Source organism: Chromobacterium sp. Ag138, from assembly GCF_055181315.1.
Genome location: NZ_JBUPWA010000001.1, coordinates 146,912 through 165,244 on the forward strand (window position 1 = coordinate 146,912; position 18,333 = coordinate 165,244).

At 58.9% G+C, this 18,333-nt stretch carries 19 protein-coding genes; 6 read left to right on the plus strand and 13 right to left on the minus strand.

Annotation, left to right across the window (positions count from 1 at the left end):
- Positions 1–43: 43 nt before the first annotated feature.
- Entirely contained in the window at positions 44–1,567 is a 1,524-nt protein-coding gene (locus ACY3GB_RS00700) for a BRCT domain-containing protein (protein WP_463087001.1), read from the plus strand.
- A 113-nt stretch (positions 1,568–1,680) separates the two neighbouring features.
- Positions 1,681–2,577 (plus strand): hypothetical protein, encoded by an 897-nt coding sequence (locus ACY3GB_RS00705; protein WP_463087002.1) that lies wholly within the window; start codon positions 1,681–1,683, stop codon positions 2,575–2,577.
- Between the two features lie 166 nt (positions 2,578–2,743).
- On the opposite strand, the gene ACY3GB_RS00710 is transcribed toward ACY3GB_RS00705, so the two are convergent.
- Entirely contained in the window at positions 2,744–3,238 is a 495-nt protein-coding gene (locus tag ACY3GB_RS00710) for a type II toxin-antitoxin system HicB family antitoxin (protein WP_463087003.1), read from the minus strand.
- 256 nt (positions 3,239–3,494) lie between these two features.
- On the opposite strand from ACY3GB_RS00710, the gene ACY3GB_RS00715 reads away from it, so the two are divergent.
- Both ACY3GB_RS00715 and ACY3GB_RS00720 read left to right on the plus strand, forming a co-directional pair.
- The gene (locus tag ACY3GB_RS00715; protein WP_463087004.1) at positions 3,495–3,926 is read left to right on the plus strand and encodes an InvB/SpaK family type III secretion system chaperone; all 432 of its coding nucleotides are present in this window, start codon (positions 3,495–3,497) and stop codon (positions 3,924–3,926) included.
- A 125-nt stretch (positions 3,927–4,051) separates the two neighbouring features.
- Positions 4,052–5,296: a hypothetical protein gene (locus ACY3GB_RS00720; protein WP_463087005.1), complete on the plus strand. Its 1,245-nt coding sequence runs from the start codon at positions 4,052–4,054 to the stop codon at positions 5,294–5,296.
- Between the two features lie 119 nt (positions 5,297–5,415).
- Here ACY3GB_RS00720 and ACY3GB_RS00725 read toward each other — a convergent pair whose 3' ends face one another.
- From ACY3GB_RS00725 to ACY3GB_RS00755, 7 genes are read right to left on the minus strand one after another with little or no spacing between them, the layout of a single operon-like run.
- Positions 5,416–6,600 carry a phage late control D family protein gene (locus ACY3GB_RS00725; protein WP_463087006.1) on the minus strand — a complete coding sequence of 395 codons (1,185 nt, stop codon included), beginning with the start codon at positions 6,598–6,600 and terminating at the stop codon, positions 5,416–5,418.
- Positions 6,597–7,040 (minus strand): phage tail protein, encoded by a 444-nt coding sequence (locus tag ACY3GB_RS00730; RefSeq protein ID WP_463087007.1) that lies wholly within the window; start codon positions 7,038–7,040, stop codon positions 6,597–6,599. The genes ACY3GB_RS00725 and ACY3GB_RS00730 overlap by 4 nt, the downstream gene beginning before the upstream one ends.
- Positions 7,040–10,198, minus strand: a complete 3,159-nt coding sequence (locus tag ACY3GB_RS00735; RefSeq protein ID WP_463087008.1) for a phage tail tape measure protein — start codon at positions 10,196–10,198, stop codon at positions 7,040–7,042. Before ACY3GB_RS00735 ends, ACY3GB_RS00730 begins: the two co-directional genes overlap by 1 nt.
- Complete coding sequence (locus tag ACY3GB_RS00740) at positions 10,191–10,394, minus strand: GpE family phage tail protein (protein WP_463087009.1); 204 nt, start codon at positions 10,392–10,394, stop codon at positions 10,191–10,193. Before ACY3GB_RS00740 ends, ACY3GB_RS00735 begins: the two co-directional genes overlap by 8 nt.
- Positions 10,322–10,630 (minus strand): phage tail assembly protein, encoded by a 309-nt coding sequence (locus ACY3GB_RS00745; RefSeq protein WP_463087010.1) that lies wholly within the window; start codon positions 10,628–10,630, stop codon positions 10,322–10,324. The genes ACY3GB_RS00740 and ACY3GB_RS00745 overlap by 73 nt, the downstream gene beginning before the upstream one ends.
- Before the next feature lie 51 nt (positions 10,631–10,681).
- Positions 10,682–11,197, minus strand: coding sequence for a phage major tail tube protein (locus ACY3GB_RS00750; protein WP_463087011.1), 516 nt, complete (start codon positions 11,195–11,197; stop codon positions 10,682–10,684).
- A 15-nt stretch (positions 11,198–11,212) separates the two neighbouring features.
- On the minus strand, positions 11,213–12,382 hold the full coding sequence (locus ACY3GB_RS00755) for a phage tail sheath protein (protein WP_463087012.1): 1,170 nt from the start codon (positions 12,380–12,382) through the stop codon (positions 11,213–11,215).
- A gap of 128 nt (positions 12,383–12,510) precedes the next feature.
- On the opposite strand from ACY3GB_RS00755, the gene ACY3GB_RS00760 reads away from it, so the two are divergent.
- Together ACY3GB_RS00760 and ACY3GB_RS00765 are read left to right on the plus strand one after the other, a co-directional pair.
- A complete protein-coding gene (locus ACY3GB_RS00760) occupies positions 12,511–12,939 on the plus strand; it encodes a LuxR C-terminal-related transcriptional regulator (protein ID WP_463087013.1) in 429 nt (142 codons plus the stop codon).
- Positions 12,940–13,020: 81 nt separating this feature from the next.
- Positions 13,021–13,230, plus strand: coding sequence for a hypothetical protein (locus ACY3GB_RS00765; RefSeq protein WP_463087014.1), 210 nt, complete (start codon positions 13,021–13,023; stop codon positions 13,228–13,230).
- 70 nt (positions 13,231–13,300) lie between these two features.
- On the opposite strand, the gene ACY3GB_RS00770 is transcribed toward ACY3GB_RS00765, so the two are convergent.
- Genes ACY3GB_RS00770 through ACY3GB_RS00790 form a run of 5 tightly spaced genes read right to left on the minus strand, consistent with a single transcriptional unit; the run spans position 13,301 to position 18,243 of the window.
- Positions 13,301–13,915 carry a hypothetical protein gene (locus ACY3GB_RS00770; RefSeq protein WP_463087015.1) on the minus strand — a complete coding sequence of 205 codons (615 nt, stop codon included), beginning with the start codon at positions 13,913–13,915 and terminating at the stop codon, positions 13,301–13,303.
- Positions 13,916–13,930: 15 nt separating this feature from the next.
- The gene (locus ACY3GB_RS00775; protein WP_463087016.1) at positions 13,931–16,435 is read right to left on the minus strand and encodes a phage tail protein; all 2,505 of its coding nucleotides are present in this window, start codon (positions 16,433–16,435) and stop codon (positions 13,931–13,933) included.
- Positions 16,435–16,983 (minus strand): phage tail protein I, encoded by a 549-nt coding sequence (locus ACY3GB_RS00780; RefSeq protein ID WP_463087017.1) that lies wholly within the window; start codon positions 16,981–16,983, stop codon positions 16,435–16,437. Before ACY3GB_RS00780 ends, ACY3GB_RS00775 begins: the two co-directional genes overlap by 1 nt.
- Before the next feature lie 8 nt (positions 16,984–16,991).
- Entirely contained in the window at positions 16,992–17,885 is an 894-nt protein-coding gene (locus ACY3GB_RS00785) for a baseplate assembly protein (RefSeq protein ID WP_463087018.1), read from the minus strand.
- A 1-nt stretch (position 17,886) separates the two neighbouring features.
- Positions 17,887–18,243 (minus strand): GPW/gp25 family protein, encoded by a 357-nt coding sequence (locus ACY3GB_RS00790; RefSeq protein WP_463087019.1) that lies wholly within the window; start codon positions 18,241–18,243, stop codon positions 17,887–17,889.
- Positions 18,244–18,333: the final 90 nt, after the last annotated feature.

Sequence of the window (18,333 nt, forward strand, 5' to 3'; positions counted from 1 at the left end):
TAAGCGGGGCATAAAATTGCCGGAAATTTTCTGGTGATGCCCCATGAATAGATCTCGCGAAGTCCTCGAATTTCTTTACCCCGTCGCACCTGGCATTCAGATGCGCTTCTCGCTTCCCCAGTGGCGTGAGTTCGGCTACTACTTTTCCGGCGTGCATGATGGCGAGGAAATGTTCTTCCGTAAGGATGCAGCTACATACCTCAGTGGAGGTGAGGGCTTGCTATCCAGTCCCTTTGTTGTCGCACCGCCATTGCCTTCAGCACAGCAGCGCTTGATAGAGATTCAAATTGATGGCCTCGCTGAAGATACAAACCCCGAGGCATATCAAGAACTGCTTTCCCAAGTGCGGAATGCAGGTTTCGCCATCTATTCTGGGCAAGGCAAACCAAACCCCAGAAGTTGCAAACCCGGTTTCCTTTTGCGCGTTGGGGCAACAAAAAATCTAACCTATTATTTTTGCCCTTCTTCGCTCTCTCCTGAGCGCACAAAAATCAACAAGTTAAAAACGCGGAAATTTGAGAAAGGCCATCAGGCAGAGAAAGATCATTCTGTTATCGTGCAAAGCACGGATGCATTTATATCCTTCTTGAAGACTGGAGCCTTGCCGGCTATTGAGCCCCTTTGGAGGACAAGAAGAGTAGAGGTTCCCCCTCCTTCTATTGATGCAGAAGGATACATCGAAGGATGGTCATTCCTACTTGGTCGATGGTTTTATTCTGCACTAGATTTAAATACTCCCACTGTGGTAGCGCCATACTGGACTCAGACTGAAGTACCGAATTATGCTTTTTCAGATGGTGATGTGATGAACCGCCATGATTATGGGGTGACACTGCAAGTCGAATCAGCCATGAAAGGTTTTCATGGTGTGGTTGTCATGAAACGGTTTGATGGCAATCGCCTAGCTGGATACTTCCGCTGTCAGCAACATATGCTGGTAAAAACGTTGCAAGATGGCAATCTTTCAAGACTTAATCCCATCCAGAATGAGTCAGCAGTACGTATTGCCAAGATGCGTGCGGCAGCTGAATTGGATCACGGAGGCTCCCAAGATGAAGACGGTAAGCAAGCCAGTAGCAGTCCAGCCGTAATTAACCTGTCATTTCTATACCGAAAGGCTGATGGGGTAGAAGAGAAATATGAGCTGAGCAACTGGAAAGAGCAAGGCCGTTATCTTATCGCTACCACCTCTGCAGGGCTTCGTACTTTCCGTAAAGATCGAGTAGTTGAATACTATGGCAATAGCAAAGTAATGTTGGCAGATCCCGATTCAGAGGCTCCACCACCACCAAAACCAAAGAGGGTTTCACATAGGGGCCCTCAAATTCTATTCACTGGATACAGTCAAATCGAGAGAGATCGGCTTGAAGCGTTGGCAAGTAGTAACGGCATGACGGTTGTTAAGTCAGTTACGCAGTCTTTGTCATACCTTTGTGGCGGGCCGAACGCTGGGCCTTCTAAAGTGGAGCAGGCAAGAGAGAGGGGAGTCTGGATTTTGAACACTGAGGCACTTGATGCTTTGCTACAGACGGGTGAGTTGCCAGATGATGATTTTAAGTTTTTATAGTTGTATCCATGCCGGTATTTAATTGCTTGAAATTTAATTCCTGCTTGTATTGTGAGTAATGTGTTATTCTCATGCGAGTCATTTCTTAATTGGATATCTCTGCGGATATTAATATGTTTTTTTCTTCTGTTGAAAAATATGTTGATTCAGTAACTAAGATAGTAACTCTTGCTTCAAAGCTTGGTATTTTTATTGGCGGAGCTTGCGTTATTTTGTATTCTTTAAAGATAAATCACTTCCCTCAAGATTTGTCTATTGGAGATGGGTTGTTGTTTCTGGTGGCAGCGGCATACTTTGGAGTTATTTACACGTTCTTCATTGCCAGTTTAGTATCGCTGGGCATCGCTACGTCACCTGTTACTCGCCCTTTTTTCAAATCTATTATTTGGTTTGTTAATCTTTTTAAAAAGAAAAAAATAGTACCTGTGCATGATTTTGCACCTTTTGCATGGGTTTCAGTGATTTATGCACTATTTTCAGTTTTGATTATATATGGCTTGGGAAGAAAAGAATCTACTCTTTATTGGAGCTTGCCACTCTTGTCTATTGCTCTATATTTTTTTTACTCTTGCTATATTTCAAATTCTGAAAAAATAAAGAAAATAGAAAAAATAAATGGGGCGCTGGTTTATACGGAAGAAAAGGAAAGTATTTCAAAGATTGGCGATTATGACTCTCTTAAGAGAGTGCAGAATTTAAATATTCTGATTATATATTTTCTCCCTTTGTTTGCAGGCGGTGTATCCGGCCAGTTGCTTGATGCTGCGATGAGGGCTGCAAATGTAAGGATTGAAAGTCCTGTGATTTATGTTAGGAAGCCATATTCATCGCTACTCCCAGTGTCTTTAATATCAAAGAAAGTAGTTGGGCCTGAAGGATATACGGTTTTTGATGGAGTAGCTGTGTTGTTTAAAGGCTTTGGAAAGACAACTGTTGTTTCATTTTTAAATGAAAAGAAAATGAAAAAACTTGAGATACCCAATGATCAATTAATTATTGAGAACCCATAGAGACGTATGGTTGGGCTAAGCTTACGTAGTCCAATGTTTACCGCGAACCGTTGTTGCTACTACAAGCTACCTACAGCGTTCCCTAAAGAAAAAGCGCCTCCAGCAAGAGGCGCTTTTTTTTGCCCTGGCGGCAGTTGCGCACAGGGTTATCCACCGCCGCGGTGGATTAGAAGTCCAGCTGCTCCAGCGTCAGGCTCAGGGCACCGGCGATCTTCTCCAGGCTGCTCTTGCGCAGCTTGTCGCTGTCTTCCTGCCGGCTATAGGCGGACTGGCTGACGCCCAGCCGGCCCGCGACGTCGGCCTGACTGAAGTTCAAGTATTCGCGCCAGGCCTTGACCGGCGTTGCGCCGTTCACCACTGCCTGCATGACGGCGTGCGGGATGGTGGCCTGGCTCTTGCCGCTGGCACCGTCCACCTTGACCACTGCCCATACAAAGCCCTGGAACTCCGGCTTGTCGGCATGCTCTTGCATTTGGCTCGCAGCCGGGACACATCTCCCTTCCTGGCTGATCCACTCCAGATGAAAGTCTATCGCCTCGCGGACGTTTCGCATGGCTTCTTCCAGTGTGTCGCCGGCGGAGTAGCAACCTGGCAGGTCCGGCACGATAACGCCGAAGGCGTGTGTGTCGTCGCCGGGCTCAATGGCAATCGGGTACAGCATTGCGATGCCTCGCTGTCGGTCAGTCAATGAACGTTGCCGGGCTGACGCCAAAGCGGACAGCCAGCTGCTTTACCTGGCGTAGGCGGATCTGTGCAACAAAGCCACGGCAAAGTGAGAGGGGCAGAATATGAGCGTTTTTTGAAAGCTTTTATTTGCCACCCATCTTAGAATCAATGCCAAAAAATGGATTAGTTGACTCCTCAGTGCACAGCTATCGTAAATATGCTGTGTTACATCATTTTTAAAAGGAGCATGCATGCGCTTTACCAATACACTCTCATTTTCTGCCAATGTAACAGTCAATATGGCTGAAACAGTACGTTCTGCATTATCCATGCTGGATGTGCCAGAAGAAAAATTGAATGATTTTGACCATCATAGCACTATCGCCATCAAGATTATGGATACACAAGATGTGATGATCACGGTAGCAAATGACAGATTGTGGCTATGGTCGAATTTGGAAAATACAGATGAAAATTGGCTGATGCAAAATGCGCAATCGGTATTGAGGGTATTGTTGAATCCAATGCCATTTGTTGAAACCAATCAGTTGACGATTGGGCCGGGCGAGCATGGCTACCAGCTAAAAGCCTTAATAGATACTTCCTGCTTGGATAATCCAAGCAATCTGGCTGAAATAATACGGTTGTTTTGGTTGCGACTCAAGGAAATGTTTAATCAATAAGCAGCAATATTCAAGCCAGTGCTTATTTTAATGATGCAAGAAAAATTGGAATTTTATGTGATTTTTATTACCATTCTTTCCATGAAAAAATGAATCAGAATTAAAAACAATCGGAGTGAATGATTATGATTGGGCGTACTATAGGAGGTGCGGTAAGAGCCGCTGCAAAAGCAGGTGCGAAGAAAGCGGGGCCATATATTTTGGGCGCGGGTGCCGGTACTGTCTTTAAACACGAAGATATGCCAAAAGTCCAAAGTGCTACCAATGCGCCTCAGCAGCCTTTCCTAAAGTCTGGCGATGATATTTTTAATGATGTGAAGAGGAATATTTCTGTACCTGACGATGCGAATGTGGTTCAGGATGCCTTGAGGGGGATTGAGCATAAGGGCGAAACGTTGATGGGAATTGCTTTCGAAATGTTCGAAAACCCAACGGTGCCACTGGAAAAAATTCAAGAGAGAATGGGCAGCATTCTCTTTGGTGCCGAGGTGGGAGTCGGTATGATGAAAGTCGCCACCGGTCAAGATGAGATCACAAGGGATGATGCAAAGGCAACAGCGCTTGCTGCGTGTAGTGATGGTGCGAACTTTTTAATTGGCTCAGCAAAGACTGTATATGCAGTAGCCACAACTTCGCCAGAAAGTGTCCACGAATTGAGTGAGGCAATCAAAGATACTGCTAGCCATAAGTCTCGCGTCATAGGAGTTGGAAGCATCATCGTTGGAGGTACCGCAGCAGCGCTCCAAAGCGTACCCGCTATTCAAATTAAAGTATTGGGTTTTGGCCTTGCCTATTTAAATGGGCTCGCCACAGGCGCGGAAGTCGCCGATATGGTGTCGGCTCTATCTGGCCAGGATAGCGATAGCGCTGCGGTTAAAGAGCTAACCACACGGTTGGCTGCCAAAGCGTATTCGAATGATATTGCCCAGCCTGAATTAACTGGGCTGTCCGATGCAGCTTGTGAGGTCATGCAAAAAACGCTGAAAAGTCTATCAACTCTAAATGAAGATAGTATTGCAACGCTACGAAGCTTTGCGATGGGCCAAATTACCGCCCAATCCGAAATGCCGAAATGTAAAAAGGATTTTCTGAATAAAATCAACAGTGAAATCTCGAGCATAAGACTACAAGGTAGACTCTCTCTTAATGATGAGCAGCAAAATAATTTAAGCGCGGCTCTTGCAGACAAAGCATGGTGGACTGGCATGCGTGTATGTGAAGCTGTAGTGCATGACATTAAAAATGAAATCGTAATAAAGGGCAGGAGCGGCGATAGCTCAGATGAAAAGACGGCTGCTATGAGTGTAGAACGTGCAATGTCTATTCCGTCCTCGCAATCACTCATGCATTTGATGCTAGCCCCAGAATAATAAAAAATTTCATGAGAACATATCAAGTCAGTAAGTTGGGTTAAATAGCCTTTGTTAATGGTGTGGCGCGTGGTGTGAGCCGGCAGCGGCGAGCAAAGTAAGTTGTGTAATTGCACACTTTATGTCGCCACATCCTCCAGCCTAGCTTCTAACTCCAGCGAAGTGGTATAGCCACCATCGCCCAGCTGGTGCGTTACCTTCTTCAGCACCCAGCCGGTGGCGTCGATGATGGGCTTGAACCCTTGCACCTGGGCGGGCAGTTCCGGAAACAGCTCCGGCCGGCCCTCAGCCAGGGTGATGCTGAATTCTGCGACGCCGCGCTGCAGCTTCTGCCAGGCCGCCTTTGCGCCCTGGGTGGCAGTGGCCTCGCTGACGTAGACATGGCGCAAGACTTTGATGTTTTCACTGCTGGGCTCGATGCCTTTTTGCTGAATGGCGGTCAGCTTTGTGCGCTTGGACTTGCGGCCCAGCTTGGTAACGGTGGCGCGGCGTTCAAACCGGGTGTTCTTGTCGACGATGACCTCGCCCTTTTTCGCGCCGCTCACGTCATGCCAGTATGCCTTGACGGCGGTGTAGGCGTCGCGGTCGGCCACCCGGAAGCGGTGATTGTCGCCGGCGGCGCGGGTGATCAGGCAGGACGGGAAGGGCTTGCCGGTGACGGTTTCGGCGTCGCCGGCTTTGCAGAACAGCAGCCGCCCATGCTTGACGGTGGCGACGGCGTCGTAGCGCTCGGCCAGCCGGGTGAGCAGATTGGCGTCGCTCTCGCTGGTCTGGTCGATGTGGTCGATGGGTTTGGCGGCCAGCCAGGCGGGAATGGCCGGCGTCAGGCCGTTGGCCTTGGCGATGGCCGAGACGATGCCGCCGACCGTGGTTTTGTGCCAGCTTTTCTCGCGCTTGGTGGCGATGCCGGCGCGCAGATCGGTGGCGCGGGCGCGCAGGGTGAGCGTGTCCGGCGTACCGGTATGCTCCACCTCGTCCACGACGTACGAACCCTTATCCACCAGCGCGCCGCCGGTCCAGCCCAGCGCCAGGGTGACGGTGACGCCGCGTTCCGGGATGTCCAGCCGGCCATCGGCGTCGTCCAGCACGACATCCAGCTGGTCGGCCTCGAATCCCCGGTTATCGGTCAGCGTGAGGCTGATCAGCCGCGGCAGAATGTTGCGGGTGATGTCTTGGCCGGCCAGCACCAGGCGGCAGGCGGGCTGCCGCGGCTGGGCGATCTCGCCGGCGATCCTGTCCGCCACGCCGCCCAGCATGTCTGATATGCCGCCCAGAGTGTCGGTGGCGCTGTCGATCAAGCTCATGCGGCCAGCTCCAGGATGTCGCGGGTGAGCGTGCCCAGCAGATCCAGCAGATTGTCATCCACGCGCTTCAGCGACAGGGTGAAATCGATGCAGCGGGCGGCGCCATCGCTGAAAAACTCCTGCCGGCTGATGTCCAGCGACTCCACCACGAAATAGCCGTAGATGGTGCCGGTGCCCTCGATCAGCGGCCAGGCGCGGCCCTGATCGGCCATCAACCGCATCAGCGTCAGCGCGTTTTCGCCGCCGGTCAGCTCCGGCATCAGCCGGCCGGACAGGGTGATGGACTCTTCGTCCGGGCCGAGGAACTGATACGCCGGCCGGCGGCCGACGCGGCTATTGCTCGGCCAGCGCCAGGCGTATTTCTGTTTGAAATCCTGATAGGGAAGGGTGTCCAGCACGAACACGAACAGGCCCAGGGCCATCATCGGCATGCCTAGCATTAGTCGAGATCTCCAAAGCGGGAACGGCGCGCGGCGGACGCCTGGCTGGTGGCCTTGGCCAGCTCCTGAGCCACCTGGCGCTGTACCAGGGCGGCGAGCTGCTGCTCGTTCATGCCCGGCGCTGCGTTGATTGTGATGTTGATCGGCGGCAGCGCCGCCGCGGTCGGCGCGCGGGCGGACAGCGGCGGGCGCGTGTCCAGCTGACCGGCCAGCGCCGGGCCGGCGGTCAGCGCGATGCCGGCGCCGGCGGCCGTCAGCCGCTTGGCGGTTTCGCGCAGGCTGGCCAGAGGCCCGGCCTGGCCCTTGTCGATACCCTGCTCCAGGCCGGCCATGGTGAAGCCGCCAATGGTGGCGAACACGCGGGACGGGGAATGGATGTCCAGTTTCTTGCGCAGCCATTCCGGCAACATGTCACCGACGCCCAGGATTGCATCCTTGACCCACACGATGCCCTTTTTGATGCCGGACACGATGCCGGACATGATGTCCAGGCCCACGGTGATGAACTTGGCGGCCAGCTCCGCGCCGATGACGATCAGGCTTGCCAGCCACTGGCCGAAGCCCTTGCCGCTCTTGGCGGCGGCGTCCAGGCTTTCCTTGCTGGCGTTCACTGGCCCCAGCAGGTTGGACACCCATTCCCATGCGCTTTTGAACGCGCCGACCAGCCAATCCCACACCGGGCGCAGCGGCTCCAGGGCCGGGCCGATAGCGGCGAACACCTGGCTGAAGATTGCCCCCAGCGGCGCGAGCCCTTCTTTCAGCCCCTGCCAGAAGCCGCTGAACCAGGCTTTGATCGGTTCCCAATACTTGATGATCAGCATGGCGGCCAAACCGATGATCAGGCCGATGGGGTTGGCCATGGCCAGGCGGGCGACGAACAGCAGCGCCTGGCCAATGCCCATGATGGCGCTGACGACGCCCGAGGCCGCGCCGACAATGCCGCCCTTCAGCAGCCGGCCGCCGCCTTTCAGCCCATCCAGCGCCATGCCCTTCACGCCGCGGGTTTTGACGTACTGCGTCACCGCGCCGAACTTGGACTGCGCGCCGGCGCGCGCCAGCGCCAGCTGGGCGGCGACCGCGCGCCACAGCTCGACGGTGTAGCGCTTGACTGCGTCCTTGCCGGCAGTGAGCTTGCCGACCATGCCGGCGCCCAGGCTGCGCGCCAGTTCCACGCTGCGCGCGCTGGCGGCGCGGATGGCGGCCGGCAGCGTGGTTTTCAGCCCCTTGACCCATTCCCCCAGCCGCTTCAACGGCTCGCGCGGGCTGGATGCCGCCCAGGTTTGGGCCAGGCTCTGCCCGGCGCGCTTGGCTGCGGCCGCGCCGGCAGACAGCCGGCTGCCCAGCGACAGGCCGGCGCTGGCGCTGGTCTTGCGCAGATCGACCAGCTTTTCCACCACGCCGCCGGCGCGGATGCCCAGGGTAGACAGGCTGAGGCGGGCCAGGGCGATAGGGCCGAGGACGGCGGCGATGGCCAGGCCCAACGTTCCGGCCACGGCCAGCACCACGGACACGGCCGCGGCGGTCTTGACCAGCGTTGCCGCCAGCTCCGGGTTGGCCTTGGTCCAGCGGTATATGCCCTGCAGCACATCCGCCGCGCCCTTCATCAGATCCATCAACGGCTGGCGCAGCGCCTTGCCCATTTCTGACGACTGGTTGAACAGCCGGTTTTTGGTCAATTGCCACTGCGCCGTCAAGGTGTCCTTGCTGGCGTCGCCTTCGCGCTGCATGCTGCCCTTGGCCTTGGCATCGTTGACCAGATTCAGCTGCTTGCGGTACTCGTCCAGGTTGTCGGCCAGCTTGGCGGCGTCGTCGCCATATTCCTTGCCGAACAGATCCACCATCACGCCCATTTGCTTGACCTTGGGCAGCTTCTTGACAGCTTCCATTACCTTGAGAATGGTGCCCGTCGTATCGTTCGCCATCTGCGCTTCGATCTGCTTGGCGTTGAGACCCAACTCTTTTAGCCCGCGCTGGAAACGCTTGGGTTGCTTTGCGGCAATTTGCAACTCTCGAACCATGGCGATGGTGGCCGTGCCGGCCACTTCTGCCGACGCGCCCAGTGATAGAAAAGTACTGCCCAGGGCCGCCGCCTGCTTGTAGTCCATGCTGCCGACGTTGCCGGCAACGCGCTTCATTACCTCGATGATGTCGGCGCCCTTGGATTGAGCGTTGTCGTCCAAGTAGTTGATGACATCGCCCAACTCGCTGATGTTCTTGATCGGCACTTTGTAGACGTTGGCGATCTTGCCCATGTCCTCGGATAGCCGGTCCGCCGGCAGGTCAAACGCCGTCGCCGCCAGCGCCGCCACGCGGGCGAACTCCAGCAGATTTTCCTTGCCCTTTACGCCCATCCGCGCACCGCCTTCCACCAGCGCCGCAATGTCGGCGGTGGCCATGGGGATCTGCGTCGCCATCGCCTTGATGGCGTCGCCCATTTCGTAATAGGTGGCGGTCAGCTTGCCGTTATCGTCGCGGGCGCCGTCCACCTGGCGCGCGACGCCCAGCATGGCGTTTTCAAAACTGCTGAAGTCGGCAGCCATCTTGAATGCCGGCGCGCCAATGGCGGCCCCGGTGGCGACGGTGACGGCGCTGCCGCCGGCCAGCTTGTCGCGCATTTCCAACTGGTGGCTGTAACGTTGCTGGGATTCGTTGAGCAGGCGCTGGCGTCGGGCGACGGCGTCAAGCCTGCCCTGGCGCGATTCCAGCGCGCGGTTAGTTTCCTGAATGCGGGCGGCGAGGGTGGTTTCCGCTGCGGATAACTGGCGGGTGTCGATGCCGTCGCGCTGCAGCGCGCCGGCGGCGGCGCGGGCGGCGTCAAGGCGCTTGCGGTGGGCGAGGGTGAGCTTTTCGACGGCGCGCTCGGCGTTGCCGTACTCACGGGATAGTTTGATGCTGGCGCCGCCGGCCTGCTCCATCTGCCGGCGGACATCCTCCAGCCGTTGCTTGGCGCCTTGCAGCGCCTGGCCGGTGTCCTTGCTTTCCTTGGTGAGTTTGCGGAAGGCGTCGATGCTGCCTTGCGTGGCCTGCAGCTGCTTGAGCTGGTCGCGGCTTTCCTTCACGGCGCGCGCCAGCTCCTTGTTGCCGGCCATGGCTTGCTTGAGCGGCCGGGTCATTTTGTCCACGGCCGCCAGAATCACTTCCAGCTTCAGCTTACTCATTGTCGGCGTTACCTGATCGGAGGCGGGCCGCTTCGCGCCAGTCCGCCAGCTCGGTCAGGGACATGCCGGCAAATGCGCTGGGCGGCCAATGAAAAATGGTGGCGATATCGGCGATGGCGTCGTCTACGCTGCCGGGGATTGGCTGTCCTCCAGCGCCGATTTCTTCAACAAAAAACCAGCCACCTTGGACGCGCATTCCAGCAGGTCGGCCGGGTCCATCCGCGCCACCTCCTCGGCGATCAGCGCCGGCGAGGTGATGCGCGGCAGCAGCTTGATGGCGGCGTCTACGTCCAGTTGCAGCACGTCGGCCAGCTTCAGGCCGCGCAGCTCGCCAGCGCCGGGGCGGCGCAGCTCGATGGATTCGATCAGGGTCTCGCCGCGCTTGATCGGGGCTTCCAGCGCGATGGCGTTTTCGTTGGTGGTTTTGCTCATGATGGTTTCCTGTAGTAGGGGAGAGCCCGCCGGGCGGCGGGCGGGTATGGGTTAGAACATGCCGACGTTGCGGCGGTGTTGCTCCAGACGATCCACGCCCATGACGCGGAACACGTCGTTGACGATGTCGATTTCAAGCAGCTCTTTGCCGTCCATGACCTGGCGGTAATAGGTGATGTCGGTCTTCACCTTGAACGAGCCGTTTTCGCCGGCCTTGGCGTCGCCTTGATCCAGCTCGTTGTTACGGCCGCCGACGGTGATTTCCACGGCGTGGGCCTGGCCGGTGGCCTCGTTGGAGTAGCTGCCCATCCAGCGCAGGCGGGTGGCATCGTGCTTTTCCGCGCCGAAGGTGGCGATGATTTCCGGGATGGGGCCGTTGTAGGTGTGCTCCATCTCCAGCTTTTCGATTGCTTTGAGCAATGCGACCGATCCGATCATGCCGGCGCCCGAGTATTCCTCGGTTTTCATGGCGATCTTCGGCAGCTTGACTTCCAGGCACTCGGCCGCGAAGCCGACGCCATCGATGAATAGGTTGAATTTGCGCAGGGTGCGCGGCAGTGCGGACATATCGGGCTCCTGTTGTTAAGCGGCGACCTGGGCGGCGAAGTCGATCAGGAATTCATCGGTGATGGACTGGCGGAATTGCAGGTTTTCCAGCGGCGGGACCGGCGTGTACTTGTAAGCAATCTTCAGCTGGCCGTCCTTGAGCGTGTCCTTGCCGTTCAAGTCCGCCGGGAGCCAGGCGCCGTAGCCCAGCAGATACCCTTCCTTCACCAGGCTGCGCCCCTTGGCGTTGAGACCATCCAGAATCTCGCGCGCCAACACCGGCGTCAGCGGCTTGTCCATCGCCCACATATGGGCCTCGGCCATGGTATCGGCCAGCACCTGGGCGGTGCGGGTGGCGCTCTCGAACGCGAACAGTGGATCATCCGAGCAAGTGCGGTTGCCCCAGAAGCGGAAGCCGTCGCGGCGGATCAGGGTAGTGACGCCCTTTTCATTGAGATAGCCGGCGTCGGTGGCGGGGTTTTGCAGATCCCAGAACACATCCGCGCTGATGCCGGTGACGCCCTGCACAACGACGTTCGACAAGGTCTTGTGCCAGCCCACCGACTCGTCCAGCGCGGCGCGCAGGCCCGCGGCGTAGGCGGTGGCCGGGACCACGACGCTAGCGCCGGCGGCGCTATCCCACGCGATGAACTGCGGCCAGATGACCATCAGCTCGCGCTGGCCGAAGTTCTGGCGGTAGGCTGCCACTTCCTCGCGGGTCTTGCAGCCCGCGGCGCCGACATAGGCGAACGCGCGCAGCTTGGCGGCCAGGCTGGCCAGGGCGGTGGCGACGGGCAGGCTATCCAGACCCGGCGCGACCAGGATGCGCGGCTTCACGCTCAGCCGCTGCTGGGCGGTCAGCAGCGCCTGCAGGCCGGTGTACCGCCCCGCGGCCGTGGTGGTGCCGATTGTGAGCCCGGTTTGTTCGGCATCGTCCTTGCCGGTCTTGACGCGCACCACCACCACCAGCGGGCGGGCGTTGGCGGAAATGGCGGTGAGGCTTTGCTTCAGCGTGCCTTTGCTGCCGGCTTTGCCGATGGCCGCATCCACGTCGGTGAGCAATACCGGCGTGTCGAGAGGGAACGCCTCGGCATCGGCATCGTCCGCGGTGCAGACCATGCCGATGATGGCGGTGGAGATGGTACGAATGGGGCGGGTGCCGTTGTTGATTTCGACAACCCGCACGCCGTGATGGAAATCCTGCATGTCTCGGTCTCCAAGTGAGTTCCCGGACATGCTGCCGCAGCTATTTTGTTAAGTCCCGTTGTGCTTGTTGTATCAGGCAACGCCACAACCTAGCATGGAATTGTCCGTATTTATACGTAGCCTTCAGCATGCCATTTCCCGCCGCCGCCCTCGTCCAGCAATTCCTGGCCGAGGCTGACGGGGGCGATATGCTGACGGTGTTAGACATGATCGCCAAAATTGCAAAACAAGATCTGCCATGGCATCTGCGCGCCGGCCTGGCTGACGATCTGCGCGCGCTGCTGGGGCGGGCGGAACTGCGGGAGCAGTCCACGGCCCGGCATTTGGGACAGTTGAGTGACCGCGAGGCGTCAGTAGTTCTACTTATCGCCGGCGGCCTGTCCCACAAAAGCATTTCGCAGAAATTGGGGATAACTCCGCGCACCGTGCGGGCTCATATTGAAAATTCCCTTGAAAAACTTGGCGTTAAGCGTATCGGTACAGATGAAAAAACTGATAGCAGGCTACTGGTTGCGCATATTTTCCTGCCGGATCTTATGCAGCGCATTGGCGATTAAGCCAATTTGCCTCGTTTACATTTGGTAGCAACATTGCACCCGGATTGAATTTTATCCGCACCGCATATAAGGCTAAAAAATATGAACACCCGCACCCGCACCGACGCAATCGAATTGAATCCCCTGATCGGCCAATCTCCGCGCGAAACGCTGGAAAACCTCTATGTCTGTTTGAACTCGCTGGGCCATACGCTGGCCAGCCATCACGATGACCCGTCAATCGGGTTCATCTCCGCATCTGCCGCGGCGGCGATCCGGTACGAGGTCAACCGGATCGGCCTGGCGGCGTAGCGTCTACCCCAATGAACAAGCCCCGCAGCAGCGGGGCTTTGTCATTCCAATTCTGGCGCGAGCGGCCAACTTATTCGCCCCCGGTCTGAGCCTGCCCCTTCTGATCCGCAAACACCGCAGGACGCTCTGCCGCAGCCCTGGCTGCCTCGTCAATTTCCCAATGATCCCCCGTCCAGACAGGGAAACGGGGCGGCGCCAGCTCGGTGGCATGCAAATCCGCAGGCGTTTGTCCCAACGCAGCCGAGACCGGCATAGCATCTACCGTCCGCCACAGCGGAACGCCGCGCCAGTCGGGACGAATTACCCACCGCTGCGCGATAGCGTCCCAGCCCCGAGATTGATGCTCACCCGGCCACGGCGGCAGCAATTCAGTGCTGCCCTGGGGCGGCGCTTCGCCAAACGCTAGCGCCGGCAGCAGCTGACCGCTTTCCGTGCTGTACAGCTGAATTCGCCGGTAGTCCGGCACGCACTCCCACGCGTCGCGCGTATCTTTGAGTCGCCAGGCGTGGCGCTCCGGCGCTGGTCCGTCCGGCGCAGGCAAGTGGGTGGCGCAGGCCGGCAACGGATAACAGCGCTCAAGCGGACTCATCCACGCCGGCACTTGGCCGATGTATTGCCGAGTATCGGGGTGGAAGCCACTGACCAGCTGGAAGCTGGGCTGACCTTCAGGTTGCACGTCGTCCATACCTATCCGCTCCTTTCAATACGTGATGCAGATCAGCAGTCGCATACCTGCCGCATAGTTGTTATTGCTGCCCGCCGCTTGGACGGTGACGCCGACGTTATGGCTATGTCCGCCTGCAGCGGCGACGCTGATGCCGGTTCCGGCTCCAGCCGTTGTAATGGGCAGCGGCCCGCCATAGCCCGGCCGGCAAATACCCGCCCCGACCCCACCCCCGTTAATGCCGAACGCGTTGACGTCTACTCCATGGCTATGCCCCGGATCATTAACACTGTGGGAATGATTGCCCTGCTGATCCGCCACGGCGGTTGCAGTGTGAGAGTGTGATTTGATGTCGCCGGCGGTCACAGAGCCGACCGCGCTGCCGCCAGCAGACAGCAGCGCCCACCCGTCCGGGATATTCGGCACGTTAAATGTGGATTTACCATCGCCAGCACCATACCGGGTTCCGATTGCGTCAAACAGGGCTGAATATGCTGCGCGAGAAATTGCCGCACCGTTGCAAACCAGCGCGCCGTCAGGCGGTGATTCTGAGAATGTAACAACGAGTTGCCCCGCCGGAGTTGGCCTCAGCCTCGGCGATGACGCAGTAATCGGGCTGCTCTGGTCAAATGTTTGATACTGCCCTTTTGGCAACCCACACGGGGCGGCGATGGGAATCGCGTCAAATTTTTGCTTATTGCCGTTAGTAAAAGAGGTGGCGTTACTATCGGGGGCGAGGTTGCTTAAATATGTCGTCCCGCCACGCAGCCAAACCACAATTCGACTTGAGTCCCAAGCATCTTGAATCTGGCCGACAAAACTAACCCGCTCGCCGCCATTATCCGCATTCACCCAGCCGCTAGTTGCAACATCCGCAAAAATGCCATTCCCGCCAGCGCCAAAGCCATACCCAATGCCTCGGATCATGACATAGCCGTGCGCCAGCCATTTTCGATCAACATGCACATCGGGGCGCTGAATAATTAATGGCATACCCGCATTATTCAGATTGAAAACAACAGGCACGTATTGATTTAGAGTGCCCGCCGCTTTGAATGAAGCATTCAGCTGCGGACTAAAGCCGTTAATTTTCTCGTCCACCTCCGGCGCAGTATATGCATCGGTGATGCCATAACCGGCCAGCGTGCTGGGCTTGCCGGTGGCGATCTTGCTCCAGTCATGCGGCGGCACGTCGCCGGCGCCCATTTGCCGTCCGGCGGTGACGCGGCCCATGGCGTCAACGGTGACGACGCCGTAACTGCCAGCCGCCACGCCGCTGTTGCCCAGGGCCACGGTGGGATTGCCGGCCTTGCCGTCGCCGTTGCTGACGGTGACGCCCTGGCCGGCGGCCAGCGCGCGCACAACGGCCGATCCTAGCCCGGTGTTGACGTAGAGGCCTGGCGAGCCCTTCAGATTGGCCAGTGCAGTCAGGTCCGGGCTGGCCAGCTGGGCGTCGGTGATGCCGTAACCGTCCAGCGTGGTCGGCTTGCCAGACGTGATCTTGTTCCAGTCCAGCGCCGGCACGTCGCCGGCGCCCAGCTGCCGGCCGGCGGTGACGCGGCCCATTGCATCGACAGTGACGATGCCGTAACTGCCGGCGGCCACGCCGCTATTACCCAGGGCTACGGTGGGATTGCCCGCTTTGCCGTCGCCGTTGCTAACGGTGATGCCCTGGCCGGCGGCCAGCGTGCGCACAACGGCCGAACCTTGGCCTGTGTTGACGTAGAGGCCGGGCGCGCCTTTCAGATTGGCCAGCGCGGTCAGATCCGGGCTGGAAGGCTGGGCGTCGGTGATGCCATAGCCGGCCAGTGTCGTCGCTTTTATGGCGAATTTCTCATGCAGCCAGCCATAACCCTGAGCCCACAATCCGCCCGTTACGTCTGCGATCAGCACATCTTTAGAGTCGACCCGTAGATTGATTGTTTTGCTGCCGGTCTTGGCATTGGTGCCTGAGGCGTCTGTAAACATGCCAGTATCGCCATCTGGCCCAAACGCGAACCCGACAGACGCATTGTCACCTGACGGCAAGCCTTTTTCCGCTCGGAACGAATTTGCAGTTGCGCGGCCGGCGCTATCTAGCGGTACAGCATCGGCGATGCCGTAGCCGTCCAGCGTGGTCGGCTTGCCGGTATTGATCTTTGACCAATCCAGCGCCGGCACGTCGCCGGCGTTCATCTGCCGGCCTGCGGTGACGCGGCCTTTCGCGTCGACAGACACGATGCCATAGCTGCCGGCAGTGACTCCGCTGTTTGCCAGCGTCAGCGCGCCTGAGACGTTGCCGTTGCCGTCAAACGTCACCGCCCAGTTGCCATCGCCTGTCATGCCGATGTTGCGCGGGGTCTTGAGACGGTCGGCGTATTCGGCCACCAGGGCGCCGGATACGATGTCGTCGATCTGTTTTTTAAGGAACGCGGTGCGCTCGACCAACTGCTCGGCCTGGCGGTTGGCGATGCCGCCGGCGCCGGCCTTGACCCTGTCGGTCAGCTCCAGTTGATAGACAGCCGGGAATCCCGGCGCTTTTGGATCTGCGAGATTCGCCATCAGGCCACTCCATAGGTGTATTTGCCGTCGAATGCGGCCATATCGTTGTAAATCAGCTCCGCCCCCGAAAAGTCGAGCCCCCACAGCACGCAACGCGCCGGCGCAACATCCGCCAGTAGCGCGCGAGCCGCGGCGGCTTGTGCAACGCTCAATAACTTGTCGATGCGAACGCGGTATTCGGCCCAGCCTTCCGGGTCGCCGTAGCTGACAAACCCATCAAATGCCACTGCGCCGTCATAGCAATAGCCGCCCGTTCCTTCATCGATCTGAACCTCGCCCAGGCCCAGGTCGCGGAACACTTGGCGAACAGCGGAAATCGCCCCCTTCTGGCGATGCACCACCAGCGACGAACGAATCAGCGCGCGCTGCTGCTCCTCGGTGCGTGCGGCGTCGAATTGCTCGACGCTGCGCTCCCAGGCCAGCCAGGGCAGCAGAGCGGCGGGACAGCGCGCGCTGTCGGCAATCGTGGCGATGACAGACGGGTCCACCGTCGGCGCCATGACGTCGGCCAGCGCCTGCTCCAGCGGCGTGACGTTGGGCGGCAACAAGTGGCGACTCATGATGCGAACACCTCCGCCGCGGTGCAGTCCGGGTATTGCCCTGGCGCGCACAACACGTCCGACGCCGGCGAGATAATGGCGACGCGGTCAACGCCCGACACATGCAGCGCGGCGTCTATGGCGGAGCGCGGCACGCTGCCGCCTATGGCGCGGCGATCGGCCAACATCTTGGTCAGCCTGGCGCGCGCGCCCTCCAGTCCGCCGCTGACAGCCTCGCCGCCCGGCTGATAGACGATGGATGCCTGAATGGAGAACGCCAGCGGGGTCGCGGCCGCCACCTCCACGGTGTCGCACAGCGGGCGAATGGTTTCGGCATTGAGTGCCGCGGCGACGGTGTCCAGCAGCGGCTGGCCGGCGCGGCCCGCTTGCGCCAGCACCCACACCCGGACCCGCCCGCCGGCCGGGGTCTCGATAGCGACATCCGCCACATCGGCGGACGCGCTCAATGCATGGAACCGGTACGCGCCGCGCGGGCCGGCAGCGGCCAGCCCTTCCATCGCCATCTGGCAGCGGTAGCGCAGCCGCTCGTCTTTTTCATATTCCGCTTCCACGGGCGGGATGGCGTTTGGATCGGCCGGGCGGACCAACAGGCGGGTGACGCCGTAATCGGCGGCCCGATTATCCAGATCGGTTTTCTCGGCATACGCCAGCATCGTGGCGCGGGCGGCTTCGTTGACCCGCTGGCGCAGCAGCAATTCGCGATAGGCGGCGACCTGGGCCAGCATCTGGATAGGCTCCAGCTCGCTTTTCAGCGCGGCGGCGATACCGGCGCGCATGTCGGCCGGCGCGATGCGCAGCAGGGTGGCACAGATGTCGGCCAGGACGGCTTCAAAATCCAGTGTCTCGACAACATCCGGCGGCGGCAGGGCGGACAGATTGATAGCGCTCATGTCAGCCCCTCAGCGCGATGACGTGTTCCAGCGGCTGGCCGCTGCCGCGCCGCCGGCCGTGCACCGATATCGCCAGCGCGCCGGCTTGCTCGCCGGCGCCCACTTCCAGCATGACGCGGGTCAGCTCGATGCGCGGCTCTTGCTCGGCCAGCGCCATGACGCTGGCGGCCATGGCTTGCATGCGGGTTTTGCCGTTTAGCGGCTGGTCGATCAGCTCCGGCAGCAGCGAGCCCACGCGTCGGCGCTCGACGCGCGAACCTAGCGGCGTGGTCAGGATGCGGCCGATGCACTGGCGGATGTGGTCGCCGTCGCCGATGGCGCGGCCGGTGTGCGGGTTGAGGCCGAGGTAGTCGCTCATTTCGGGGTTCCAGTGTCGCCGCCGTGGCTGTCCGGGTGGCGGTGGCCATGCAGACTGACGCCGTTTGACGACAGGGTGCCGGCGGTGTGA